We start from the raw sequence: 13,017 nt of genomic DNA on the forward strand, positions 1-13,017 counted from the left end.
CAACTCCACCCTGCTCTCCCATTCAGCGAGAACTAGGGAAATATTGCGACTAGCGAGACAAACAATGACAACTTCAAACCGATCTTCGGAACTGGTCTATCAACTCAACGATCGACCACCTTTGCCTCAAACCATTTTTGCCGCACTTCAGCACTTATTGGCGATGTTCGTCGCGGTTATCACTCCGTCACTGATCATCTGTCAGTCTTTGGGTGTACCAGCAGACCAAACGAATACCATCATCAGCATGTCTTTGTTTGCGTCAGGCGTGTCTTCGTTTATTCAAATTCGCACCGTTGGCCCAATTGGCTCTGGTTTGCTCTCTGTTCAAGGCACCAGCTTTAACTTTTTAGGTCCTATTATTGGTGCAGGCCTATCGCTGAAAGCCGGTGGAGCAGACATCAGCACCATGATGGCTGCCATTTTTGGTACGATTTTAGTCGCATCATTTGCAGAAATTTTCCTATCTCGCGTATTGGAGCATGCCCGCCGAATCATCACTCCGCTCGTTTCAGGCATCGTCGTCACTCTTATCGGTCTCACACTGATTCAAGTCGGCTTAGTATCAATGGGCGGTGGCTACGCAGCATTAAATGAAGGAACCTTCGGCAGCTTAGACAAACTTGCTCTGGCTGGGACGGTACTTGGATTAATTGTGATTTTAAACCGCTCGAAAAACCCATACATCCGTGTGGCTTCAATAGTGATTGCGATGCTAGTGGGTTACATCATGGCGTATTTTATGGGGATGGTAGATACTTCTCAGCTAGGCGCAACCGAGATCGTAGCACTGCCCGTACCAATGCAATATGGCTTATCGTTTGACTGGTCTCTGTTCATTCCGCTGGTACTGATTTTCTTTATTACCGCACTAGAGGCCATCGGTGATATTACCGCAACATCTGAAGTGTCTGGTGAGCCAGTAAAAGGCCCAGTGTACATGAAACGTATTAAGGGCGGTGTGTTAGCAGACGGCTTAAACTCTGCAATCGCAGCCGTTTTCAACAGCTTCCCGAACTCAACGTTTAGCCAGAATAACGGCATCATCATGCTAACAGGAGTCGCGAGCCGCTACGTGGGTTACTTTATTTCTGGCATGTTAGTGATTCTTGGCTTGTTTCCTGGCGTCGCTAGCTTTGTTCAGCTGATTCCTGAGCCAGTACTTGGCGGCGCAACGATTGTTATGTTTGGTACGATTGCTGCCGCTGGTGTGCGTATTATCTCTCGTGTTGAGCTCGATCGCCGCGCAATTCTGATCATGGCCTTATCCTTCTCAATGGGACTTGGTATCGCACAAAAACCAGAGATCCTGCAATTTATGCCAGAATTTATTAAGAGTATTTTCTCAACTGGTGTTGCAGCAGGTGGCATCACAGCGATCATTTTAAATCTACTTCTGCCAGAGAAACTGGAAGACGAAGATGAACTTCCTCAGGAAGTGAAAGAGTCTTAAGATTATTGAGAATAAGAAAAGCCCAACCTATTTAGGTTGGGCTTTTTGTTTAAAGGGTGCAGGCCATCGACTTACTTGGTAGGAAAGCTGATTTGAGCGATTAAACCGCCTTCACTGCGATTACGCATCACCACAGAGCCTGAATGCTGGCTGATTATGCGCTTCACAATCGCCAACCCTAGCCCAGTGCCTTCACTACCGCGAGCGGTGTCACCACGCGTAAAGGGTTCAAATAACCTCGCGATTTGAGAATGCTCGATACCCGGTCCGTTGTCCTCTACTGAAATCCACACTAGCTGCTTATCTGCTGTCACACCAGTGCTGATTTTGACCCAGCCATTGCCATAACGTAGCGCATTCACAACTAAGTTACTGATCGCCCGCTTAATCGCAATCGCGCTTCCTTTGGCTGGCGGCAAGTTAAGATTAAGATCTGTTTCAATTTCAACCTCATAGCCACCTTCAGAACTGGCGACGTCACTGGCAATCGTACTGATATCAACCGCTTCAAACGATTCTTGGTTCACCGGTTTGAGATAATCCATAAACTGACTGATGATCTCATTACATTCTTCCGTATCGCTAATGATCCCCTCCGCAAGATAGCTGTCCTCAGGAGACATCATTTCTGTCGCTAGGCGAATACGCGTCAGAGGCGTTCGTAAGTCATGGCTAATCCCCGCCATTAATAAGGCTCGGTCTTCTTCTAGCTCTTGAATACCTTTCGACATTTGATTAAAGGCTCGAGTTACAGAGCGAATCTCCGATGCGCCTTTCTCTGCTAAGGGGGGCGGGATCTCACCTCGACCGACGTCTTTCGCGGCTCTCTCTAAAGCCAAAAGTGGACGGTTTTGCAAACGAATAAACAACCAACCACCAGCAATGATCAGCAGCGCCATAATCAAGCTGTTACGAAACAGCGGTGCAAAATCTTCTTCTTGCAGCTCAGATAAAGGAATACGAATGATGGAGTTCGGCAACTTTTCGATCTGCATCCACAAGATGTAACTTTCATCGCCAAGCAATAAGCGCACTTCGGTGGGCGAACCTAGCTCTTGGCTCATTTCTTCAGACATCAAATCAATCGACATCGCGTGATGAAATTCAACCGCTTTATCGCTGTCAAGGCTGTGAACCGTCACCCCTAGTCTTTCCAATAATTGACGCCTTAATGGTGCATCAGACTTTAAAGGTCCTTCATCATCAAGCACCAAATTGAGCTCATGGGCGAGAATTTTATTGAACTGCTGCAAACTCGGCATCAACGCGTAGTTAAAAACGGCGTAGTAAGAGAAAACTTGGCTCGCGAGAAGCAAAGAGATGAACAGCAGAATAGATTGTGTCAGTGAACTTCGGATGCGCATGGAACGTTCCTAGTGGTCCTAATCGCGAAATTTCAGCCTTCAAAGGGAAGGTAATGAAGGCTGAAGTTGCTATAGCCAAGTGCTGGCTATGGAGTGAAGAGATTACACCTCTTTGCCGTCAGGGACGAAAACATAACCTAGGCCCCACACGGTTTGAATGTAGCGCGGCTTGCTCGGATCGTCTTCTAACATGCGACGTAAACGTGAAATTTGTACGTCAATAGAACGTTCCATTGCAGAATATTCACGGCCACGCGCCATGTTCATCAATTTGTCTCGTGACATTGGCTCACGTGCATTCATCACGAGCGCCTTTAGGACAGCAAACTCTCCAGAGGTGAGTGGCATTGCCTCATCACCGCGGAACATCTCGCGAGTGCCTAGATTGAGTCGGAACTCCCCGAACTCCACCACTTTTTCTTCCGTGCTTGGTGCACCCGGCAACTCTACGGTTTGGCGGCGTAATACTGCCTTGATGCGAGCCAACAATTCGCGTGGGTTAAACGGTTTTGGCAAATAATCATCCGCCCCTACCTCAAGACCTACGATGCGGTCCACTTCATCACCTTTCGCGGTGAGCATTAAGATTGGCAACATATTGTTCGCGTGGCGTAGACGACGACAAATTGACAAACCGTCTTCACCTGGCAACATTAGGTCCAGCACCATTAAGTGAAAGTTTTCGCGCGTTAGTAGGCGATCCATCTGTTCGCCATTGGCGACACTTCGTACCTGAAAACCTTGCTCAGAAAGGTAACGCTCCAATAGAGCACGTAAACGAGCATCGTCATCAACCACTAAAATTTTATGATTTTCTTGCATTGAAACATCCTTTCAGAAGCGTCTATTGTCGAAAATGTATCACTGTTTTTCCTAACGTGCTCAAGCAAATTGTTACTCTTTTTATCTTAAGCGCTTTATTCTCTCTCTAGCAGGTATTTTCAGCACCTACTATTGACCATAATTCCATTCCAGTTCACGTTTGGCCTCAAGCAGCTCTTGCTGTGCCTCAGCCAGCTTGTGACGTTTTTTCTCAATTTTGTCTGCTTTCCCTGAATGCTGAGCTTCGACTAATTCTTCCTCTCGCTCCTCAACTTCTTTAGTCTTTTCTTCCACTTCTGTTTGCAGCTCTTGGCGCAGCTCACCTTCCGAGCATTCATTCTGGATAGCGGAAAGTGCTTGCTCCAAGCCTTTAATGCGATGCTCATTACCTTGCGCTTTTGCATACTCAAGCTGCTGCTCTACCGCTAACTCTTTAGCGTCACAGCCTTTCACTTCATCTTGAGCAAAAACTGAAAGTGAGAAACCTATTGTTAGTGCAGCACTACACATGACTGCTTTGTTCATTTTACTTCTCCGAGAAAGGCACCATGCCTTTATACCAAATATTCTGACATTGAGACCCAAGTCACTCCTAGTGAACTTCATGAGACTTGAATCGGTGATAAAGCCTCAGTCTTCCGAGGCCGGTTGAGTATATTCAATTGAGTTGATGAACCACTCTTTTTCACCTTCTGGGGTGCGTACCGTGAACTCTTCATCCACTTGTTTTTTCAACATCGCTCGCGCCATAGGTGAATCGATAGAGATGTAGTCTTTCGCATCGCCATAAATCTCTTCAGGCCCGACAATACGAAACTTTTTCACTTCTCCTGCCTCATTTTCTATTTCCACCCATGCACCAAAAAAGACTTTGCCTTCTTGTTGCGGAGAATAGTCAACGATCGTGACTTCTGGCAGGAATTTACGAAGGAAGCGGACACGACGGTCGATCTGACGGAGTAAACGTTTATTGAAGGTGTAATCCGCATTTTCTGAGCGATCGCCCAGGCTCGCCGCCCAAGTGACGATCTTGGTGATTTCCGGGCGCTTTTCATTCCAAAGGTAATCATGCTCTTGTTTGAGTTTGTTGTAACCTTCTCGTGTAATCAGCTTAGTTTTCAAATTAACTCCTATCTCAACTAAAAAATGCTGCTCTTTGGCAGCATTAAGGAGATGATATACCCAAAGATCCAATGTTGTTCAGGCTTTGGGTATCAAGGTGATAAGGCGGCCAGAGTGTTACTTTTCGTAATCCGGTTTTTGCGTCACGATGTAATTCGTATCACTCGAAACAACCGCGCCATGTTTTAGGAAGTTTTTACCTAAAATCATGCTGTAATGGAAGCGACCTCGGTCCTGTAAGTTGACTCGGATCTTCTTCTCTAATTCGCCAAGCTTAACATGCATTTCAACCACAGGGCGTACGTTCGCTTTCTCGCCTTTCTTCGCTTTAATACGCATGACATCAACAACAGGCTTGGTAAACGCCTGTTTCATGCCAAGATCGTTCTCATAGGTAAAGCTCACCATGTCTTTGCCGTCTTTCTTAAACTGCTTGATGTTCTTAGCATTGATTGAGCTTACATCTGCACCCGTGTCTAACTTCACAGGGAAAGACATCCCCTCAACTTCAGCCACTTCGATATGGCCAGCTTTGAAAAGTGGCCTTGCATCTAGTAGATGGTCTGCGCGAGTGTTCAGCAACACACCACCCTTGGCTATGTCATGACCAAAGACGAAAAAGGGTTGAGTGTCACCCTCATCAAGCACATCGAGCGCAAACTTCATTGATGTGTCTTTTCTACCGAGAAGAAAGTCTCCTTCGACAACAGGGCGAACCGCGCTGCCAACCTTGAGCTTTTTCAACACTGGTTTGGTGATTTTTTCTTCTTTCCCCTCATCGTTCATTAAATAAAACGTGACGGATTCATCCTTACCTTTTTCTGTTACTTCAAACCCATTTACACGCAGTAATGGCGTTTTCACAGTAAAAGTGGGGTAAGCAGGGACGGTATAACCATCAATGGTGACCTGTTCTTCTGGTGAAACGACAAGAGGTTTTGATTTGAGTGCGCTTTTGAACGTTTTTTCTACGCCACCCAGTAGATTTTCTCTGTCCGTATCAATAACAAAGTGCTGACTCGCGACGTCCCGACCTAAGCGAATTTGCGAACTGAACTTACTGCGATCACGCAGATACACCAACCAACGTTGAGTTTCATTTTCGCCGACTTTGACGGGTAAATAGACTAAAGGGCGCTCGCTTTTGGTCGTTTTCAGCATTCGTACCAAGGGTAATGTCATTGGATGACGCTTGCCATTCTCGCCCTCTAACATAAAAGAGACTTCGTTATGCTTTTTGTCTACCTTGATGTCCAGTGCATGGACGTTGGTATAACGGCTAGAAGTTGAGATGCTGATCTTATATGGCACACCTTCGACTTCAACCGTCTCTTTTTTGCCAATCATTTTTGCGCGTGGCTGTTCTTGAAGGTAATCGTAACCAGCGAAGACCCATGCGTTATCATCGAGATAGGTTTTACCAATCAAGATAGGAGAAGAGAATTGCGTACGCTTGGTCAGGTTCACTTCCGTATCAACGGTGTGACCAGCGATTGTCATCGGCATTTTTATTGTCGGGCGTAGGATGGGCTTTTTGCTTGTTCGACTGCGAATCGCGCTCACTCTTTCCAGATCATCGGTAATCTGTATTTCCTTCCCTGTATAAGGGTGAGGAACCGTAAAGCTAACCTTTACTTGATATGGCTTAAAGCTGTCGGCGTCCCACTTTGCCTTCGTACCACCTAAGTCATCGACAATCGCCCAAAGTAACTCGTTATCTTTCAAATCTTGGTAATCTGGGTGTGAGCTACTGACATGGATATTCTCCGCATGCATCGATGTCGTATCTGCACCAGTATCAATCTTGCCAATAAATGGCACCGCTTTTAGTTCCGGAATGTCACTGTAGTAGACGCTCTCCACACGCCCTAGTACCAATTTGTTATCGAGCTGATAAACGGGAGCTTGTGTGGTTCCTGAGATAGACTGCGCCCAACTAAGCGGGGCGACAAGTAAGGCACTCGTAAGCGCTAACGCCAAAGACATTTTTTTCATCATGATTATCCGTATAAGCCGAGGTACATTTAGTGATATCAACAACCGTGGAATTAGGTTAGTCGATAACTGCGGATATAAGTTCTCAATTTAATTACAGTTTTGACATAAATCTGACTGATGTCCACCAGCGCCCGGTAAATTTTTGCCTCGTTAATTTAAAACATTGCAAATTCTTCGAACGACCCCAATGTTCTATACAACCAAAACCGAATTAAAAGAGAAAACACGGATGAGCCAAGCTATCTGTCGCATGATTGCTCAAGAACTGAATGTTCGCCCAGAGCAAGTCAACGCCGCTGTCACCCTAATTGATGATGGCAACACTGTCCCTTTTATTGCACGTTACCGCAAAGAGGTGACGGGGGGCCTTGATGATACCCAGCTTCGTACTTTGGACAGCCGTCTGTCTTACCTTCGTGAAATGGATGATCGCCGTCAAACCATCCTCAAATCAATCCAAGAGCAAGGCAAACTGACGCCAGAGCTAGAACAAGAGATCGCGCAGGCAGACAGCAAAACTCGTCTTGAAGACTTATACCTACCTTACAAACCCAAGCGTCGTACGAAAGGTCAGATCGCGATTGAGGCTGGTCTTGAGCCGCTCGCAGATCAGCTTTGGAATCACCCACAAACCGAGCCAGAAAGCGAAGCAAGCAAATACCTTGATGCAGACAAAGGCATCGCAGACACCAAAGCTGCATTGGATGGCGCTCGCGCGATCATCATGGAGCGCATCGCAGAAGACGCAAACTTACTGGAAAAAATTCGCAACCACTTAAATCGCAATGCGGAACTGGTCTCACGAGTCGTTGAAGGCAAAGAGCAAGAAGGCGAGAAGTTTAAAGATTACTTCAACCACAACGAGCCCCTAAGCAAAGTGCCATCGCACCGAGCACTGGCGATGTTGCGTGGCCGTAACGAAGGCTTCCTGACATTGGCGATGAACGCTGATCCAGAACAGGAAGAAGGCGCTCGTCAGTCTTACTGCGAAACGATTATCGCCGACCATTATGGCGTAACGCTAAGCAGCGCACCTGCGGATACCTGGCGTAAGCAAGTGATCAGCTGGGCATGGCGCATCAAAGTATCGATGCACATGGAAACCGAGCTAATGGGCGCAATGAAAGAGCGCGCTGAAATCGAAGCGATTGAAGTATTCGCCACTAACCTAAAAGACTTGTTGATGGCAGCACCGGCTGGCCCTCGTGCAACACTTGGTCTCGATCCGGGTCTGCGTACAGGTTCAAAAATCGCGGTTGTCGACTCAACAGGTAAAGTGCTTGCAACCGAAACCATCTACCCTCACCCACCACAAAAACAATACGACAAGTCAGCACAAATCGTTGAGCAGTTGGTGCGTAAGTACAACGTGGATTTGATTGCGATTGGTAACGGTACGGCTTCACGTGAAACCGACAGCTTTGTCGCAGACGTCATCAAACGTGGCAACCTGAAAGTTCAGAAGATCATAGTAAGTGAAGCGGGGGCTTCGGTTTACTCAGCGTCTGAGCTTGCAGCAAAAGAGTTCCCGAATATGGACGTATCACTGCGTGGTGCAGTGTCGATTGCACGTCGTTTGCAAGATCCATTGGCTGAACTCGTGAAAATTGATCCGAAATCTATTGGTGTGGGTCAATACCAGCACGATGTAAGCCAATCTATGTTGGCAAAACGCCTAGATGCGATTGTGGAAGACTGTGTAAATGCGGTTGGTGTTGATGTGAACACCGCTTCTGCCGCACTATTAACACGCGTAGCAGGCTTATCAAGCACCATCGCGCAGAACATTGTCGACTTCCGCGATGAAAACGGTCGCTTTGAAGCACGTACAACCTTGAAGAAAGTACCTCGTTTAGGTCCTAAGGCGTTCGAGCAGTGTGCGGGCTTCCTACGAATCATGGATGGTAAGAACCCACTTGATGCGTCTGCGGTTCACCCAGAAGCGTACCCAGTAGTCAAAGCGATTTCTGAGAAGAACAACAAAGATATCAAAGCACTGATTGGTGATTCAAGCTTCCTTAAAGGTCTGCATGCGGTCGATTACACCGACGATAACTTTGGCGTTCCAACCATTACAGACATCATCAAAGAGCTGGATAAGCCGGGTCGTGACCCACGTCCAGAATTCAAAACGGCGACGTTTGCAGAAGGTGTAAACTCGGTATCTGACTTGGAACCGGGCATGATTCTAGAAGGCGTGGTGTCTAACGTAGCCAACTTCGGTGCCTTCGTTGATATCGGCGTTCACCAAGATGGTCTTGTGCATATTTCTGCACTGACAGATCGTTATGTGTCTGACCCACGTGAAGTGGTGAAAGCAGGCGACATCGTCAAAGTGAAAGTGATGGAAGTGGACGTGCAGCGTAAGCGCATTGGTCTATCGATGCGTATGAACGACGAACCGGGTCAAGACAACCGCAGCCAACGCTCATCAGCAGCGCCACGTCGTAATGACCAACCGCAACGTCGTCAGCCTCGCCGTGATGACTCGTCATCTAACAGCGCAATGGGCGGTGCGTTTGCTGCAGCGTTTGCTAAAGCGAAAAAGTAACCTTACCTAGGCTTCACCGCTAACGAGCTTTCATAACTAAAAAGAAAACGCTCCAATCAGTCAACCTGCTTGGAGCGTTTTTGTTTGAGTAGGATATTGAGTCGTCATAATACTGCTATCACTTCTGACGGGGTATGGGGAGCGACTGCATGACCATAATGAAACTTGATCACCTTCCTGCGCTTTTCCATTAATCCTTCATTGATCGCAGCATCCAAAATGCGCTTTGGTAAGCGAAAGCGGATCGCGTAGCCTTTCCCCTGGTCTTCACTATACGATTTGAGCGCAAGCAAACTAAAAAGCCGTTCTAGTGTATCTTCCGGCTCTTCTTGATAACGCGTGTCGACTTCCGTTTCCATATCATAATCAGGATGCTCTGAAGGATCCCAAGAAGACTGACGTCGGCGCTTGTCATCACCTTTTACTTTTCGCTCTGCATTGGTTTTGGCCAATGCGACCGTTGGCGTTACAGGCTCTCGGACTTTATTGTCGCGAGCTGCTTGTTCCGTCTGCACATTCACGGATGGGGCGATCAGTGGCACACTTACGTTGGTCGGTGACACAATCATTGCGAACCCTCCTCAGAGTCGCCCAACTCGTCAATATGGCTTAGCTTTATTGGCTAATAAAACCTCACCAGCCTTTATATCGACCACTTTTTAAACAACTTGAGGTGTTTCCGCTCGCACTTGCTCAATCGTGAGCAAACTCTCGGATTTGAACACAAAATTCGTCATGTTCGGTGATAAAAGGCGCATGAGAGGACTGATTAAAAACAAACTGCTGGGTATGAGGCAACTGTTCACTTAAATCGTTAGCTACTTTAATTGGCACCAACCCATCTAAACGGCCATAAAGACGCAACATTGGAACAGAAAGAGACGTCAACGCATCGCGCAGATCCACATCAGCAAGGATGTTTAGCCCAACCAACAGCGATTCAGGGTTTGGCTGAGGGCGCGATAGTATCGCTTGCTTGAGCTGTTTAACGTCTTTACGCGCTGATGGGCTGCCCATCGCTTGCAACGCCATAAAGCGCTCAATGGTCAGTGAGAAATCTTCTAGCAACTGAGAGGTGAACGCACTCAGTACATTCGATTGAATGCCGCGCCACGGTTTTTCTGCGGCAAATTTAGGTGAGCTGGCAACCGTAATCAACTTAGCCACGCGCTCGGGCATATTTAATGCCACATGCGTCGCCACTAAACCTCCGAGGGACCAACCAAGCCAAATCGCTTTCTCTGGCGCACCTTGCACCACCAAGTTAGCAATATGGTCTAAATCTTCAGCATGAGATTCGGCGCTATGTCCGTACCCCGGAAGGTCAACCACATGAACTCGGAAATAAGGTTGAAGAGACTCGACTGTCTGCTGCCATACCGCACCATTCATGCCCCAACCATGCAGTAACACCAAATCTGGTCCCTGACCAAATGACTGCCAGTGTAATTTCGTGCTCATGCTCTCAATCTCTCCCACTTATTTTATTCCCTACGGCTTCAGCCAAGCGTTAGGCTGAGTAAAATATCACCATGAATAAACGCTATGTTATCTCATCACTGGCAAAACATCATGCATCGCGTATTGAGCAGTCAATGCGGCCTGTGTCGGTTCCCTATTCAAACACCAAGCCACACAAATACTCTGCGCTGGTGCGAGCACTGTTTAAAATACCTAACTCCGGTAAAACGATGTCAACGCTGCGGTTTATCATTACAGAAAGAAGAAATGAGTACGGATAGTATTTGTGGTGAATGTCTTTCAAAGCCACCGCCATGGCAAAGGCTATACACGTTAGGCGATTACGACTTTCCCCTTTCACGGGAAGTACAACGCTTTAAAGATCACGGAGAGTCTTGGCATGTAAAAGCATTAACCGAGCAACTGGCACAGCGCATCACCACGCCAGCTCCAATCATTACCAGTGTGCCATTGCACTGGCAGCGTTACCTGCGCCGGGGTTTTAATCAAAGTGATGTTTTAGCCCGACACCTCGCCAAGCAATTGCAGACTAATTTTGATGCGAAGGTCTTTCGTCGAGTAAGGCTCGCCCAATCACAGCGTGGTAATACCAAAACAAGCCGTGAACAAAACTTAAAAGGCGCGTTTATTCTCAATAAGCGCCCTCACTCTTCCCATGTTGCCATCGTCGATGATGTAGTCACCACAGGCAGTACCGTCCGACAATTATGTCATTTACTACTTGAAGTTGGCGTAGAAAGCATCGATATTTACTGCATCTGCAGAACACCTGCTCCTCGTTCTCTCTAGATCGCTTCGCCATGCCTTAGCATCAAAAAGACTAGACCCATACGTCAACAAGAGTAGAATAGCAGCAGTAACCTACAAATTTACTCGGGTATTCGTCGTGTCAAATATTACTATTACAGAAACTGCGCAAACGCATTTCGCTAACCTTTTAGGTCAACAACCTGAAGGCACTAACATTCGTATTTTCGTTGTGAACCCAGGTACACAAAACGCTGAGTGTGGCGTGTCTTACTGCCCACCAGAAGCAGTAGAATCGACCGACACTGAACTCTCTTACAGCGGTTTTTCAGCTTACGTGGATGAGCTGAGCCTGCCATTCCTTGAAGACGCTGAAATCGATTTTGTTACCGATAAAATGGGCTCTCAGCTAACGCTAAAAGCACCTAACGCTAAAATGCGTAAAGTTGCGGACGACGCACCACTGGTTGAGCGCGTTGAGTACGTTATCCAAACCCAAGTCAACCCACAGCTTGCTGGCCACGGTGGTCACGTAAACTTGGTTGAGATCACTGAAGACGGTGTTGCAATTGTTGCATTTGGTGGCGGTTGTAATGGCTGTTCTATGGTTGACGTAACACTAAAAGAAGGCATCGAGAAAGAGCTGCTAAACCAGTTCATTGGTGAACTAACCGCAGTTCGTGATGCTACAGAACATGACCGTGGTGATCACTCTTACTACTAAGAGTAAACACTGTCAGAAAATGGGAGGCTTCGGTCTCCCATTTTTGTATCGATACTGAGGTGATGCTGAGATGCTTAGCTCGACTCGTAAAATCCGCTAGAAACTCAGGCGGAGTTCTCATATATTAAGAATCTTACGCATCTCGTAAACGCCAACGACACCAAGGAGCCAGCGTCATGCCGAAACGAACCCCACCAGAGATACTCTCATGCCAGACGGTTGCAAAATCCAAACTGTTTGCTGTGGAAGCGCTCGACCTTCGTTTTTCCAATGGTGAGCATCGTACTTATGAGCGTATGAAGCCAAGTGGACGAGATGCTGTAATGGTGGTTCCTGTAACAGAACAAGGCGATTTATTACTGGTGCGTGAATACGCCGCTGGAACTGAACGTTACGAGCTAGGTTTCCCAAAAGGGCTGATTGACCCAGGAGAAACACCACACCAAGCTGCGGATCGTGAGTTAAAAGAAGAAATCGGCTTTGGCTGTAATCAGTTAACCCCGTTGAAACAAGTTATCCTCGCGCCATCTTACTTTTCGAGCAAAATGACTCTATTTTTAGGACAGGCGCTTTATCCAGAGAAGCAAGAAGGCGATGAGCCTGAACCACTGGAAATTGTGCGTTGGCCACTTGCGCAAGCCGAAGAGTTATTAACTCACATGGATTTCTGTGAAGCACGAAGCATCACAGCGCTAATGTTGGCACTGAAACACTTACCAAACACCACTCACAAGCATAACCAATAACGGTCATT

12 protein-coding genes are annotated in these 13,017 nt (G+C 47.1%); 5 read left to right on the forward strand and 7 right to left on the reverse strand.

From position 1 onward, the window contains the following. Positions 1 to 64 precede the first annotated feature (64 nt). Positions 65 to 1,453, forward strand: coding sequence for a uracil-xanthine permease family protein (locus tag R7P64_RS14265; protein ID WP_005379335.1), 1,389 nt, complete (start codon positions 65 to 67; stop codon positions 1,451 to 1,453). 71 nt (positions 1,454 to 1,524) lie between these two features. On the opposite strand, the gene envZ is transcribed toward R7P64_RS14265, so the two are convergent. From envZ to R7P64_RS14290, 5 genes are all read right to left on the reverse strand, one after another. Further along, on the reverse strand, positions 1,525 to 2,817 hold the full coding sequence (gene envZ, locus R7P64_RS14270; protein ID WP_318123653.1) for a two-component system sensor histidine kinase EnvZ: 1,293 nt from the start codon (positions 2,815 to 2,817) through the stop codon (positions 1,525 to 1,527). A 102-nt stretch (positions 2,818 to 2,919) separates the two neighbouring features. Then, positions 2,920 to 3,639 carry a two-component system response regulator OmpR gene (ompR, locus tag R7P64_RS14275; RefSeq protein WP_005379333.1) on the reverse strand — a complete coding sequence of 240 codons (720 nt, stop codon included), beginning with the start codon at positions 3,637 to 3,639 and terminating at the stop codon, positions 2,920 to 2,922. A 129-nt stretch (positions 3,640 to 3,768) separates the two neighbouring features. Next, on the reverse strand, positions 3,769 to 4,164 hold the full coding sequence (locus tag R7P64_RS14280; RefSeq protein ID WP_005379332.1) for a DUF1090 domain-containing protein: 396 nt from the start codon (positions 4,162 to 4,164) through the stop codon (positions 3,769 to 3,771). Positions 4,165 to 4,269: 105 nt separating this feature from the next. After that, on the reverse strand, positions 4,270 to 4,761 hold the full coding sequence (greB, locus tag R7P64_RS14285; protein WP_005379321.1) for a transcription elongation factor GreB: 492 nt from the start codon (positions 4,759 to 4,761) through the stop codon (positions 4,270 to 4,272). A 117-nt stretch (positions 4,762 to 4,878) separates the two neighbouring features. Further along, positions 4,879 to 6,759, reverse strand: coding sequence for an ATP-dependent zinc protease (locus R7P64_RS14290; RefSeq protein ID WP_086013892.1), 1,881 nt, complete (start codon positions 6,757 to 6,759; stop codon positions 4,879 to 4,881). A 229-nt stretch (positions 6,760 to 6,988) separates the two neighbouring features. Here R7P64_RS14290 and R7P64_RS14295 point away from each other — a divergent pair, with 229 nt between their 5' ends. Beyond that, positions 6,989 to 9,310: a Tex family protein gene (locus R7P64_RS14295; RefSeq protein WP_005379317.1), complete on the forward strand. Its 2,322-nt coding sequence runs from the start codon at positions 6,989 to 6,991 to the stop codon at positions 9,308 to 9,310. Positions 9,311 to 9,414: 104 nt separating this feature from the next. Here the strand turns inward: R7P64_RS14295 and R7P64_RS14300 are convergent, their stop codons facing one another. Further along, the gene (locus tag R7P64_RS14300; protein ID WP_005379316.1) at positions 9,415 to 9,879 is read right to left on the reverse strand and encodes a hypothetical protein; all 465 of its coding nucleotides are present in this window, start codon (positions 9,877 to 9,879) and stop codon (positions 9,415 to 9,417) included. A 124-nt stretch (positions 9,880 to 10,003) separates the two neighbouring features. Further along, positions 10,004 to 10,771, reverse strand: coding sequence for a pimeloyl-ACP methyl ester esterase BioH (gene bioH, locus R7P64_RS14305; RefSeq protein ID WP_213972983.1), 768 nt, complete (start codon positions 10,769 to 10,771; stop codon positions 10,004 to 10,006). Between the two features lie 84 nt (positions 10,772 to 10,855). Here bioH and R7P64_RS14310 point away from each other — a divergent pair, with 84 nt between their 5' ends. From R7P64_RS14310 to nudE, 3 genes are all read left to right on the forward strand, one after another. Then, complete coding sequence (locus R7P64_RS14310) at positions 10,856 to 11,581, forward strand: amidophosphoribosyltransferase (RefSeq protein WP_033905914.1); 726 nt, start codon at positions 10,856 to 10,858, stop codon at positions 11,579 to 11,581. 97 nt (positions 11,582 to 11,678) lie between these two features. Next, a complete protein-coding gene (nfuA, locus tag R7P64_RS14315; RefSeq protein ID WP_005379313.1) occupies positions 11,679 to 12,263 on the forward strand; it encodes a Fe-S biogenesis protein NfuA in 585 nt (194 codons plus the stop codon). Positions 12,264 to 12,439: 176 nt separating this feature from the next. Continuing rightward, positions 12,440 to 13,009, forward strand: coding sequence for an ADP compounds hydrolase NudE (gene nudE / locus R7P64_RS14320; RefSeq protein WP_005379309.1), 570 nt, complete (start codon positions 12,440 to 12,442; stop codon positions 13,007 to 13,009). Positions 13,010 to 13,017: the final 8 nt, after the last annotated feature.

It is taken from the genome of Vibrio sp. 2304 (assembly GCF_033339475.1).
In the GTDB taxonomy this organism is placed as follows: domain Bacteria; phylum Pseudomonadota; class Gammaproteobacteria; order Enterobacterales; family Vibrionaceae; genus Vibrio; species Vibrio alginolyticus.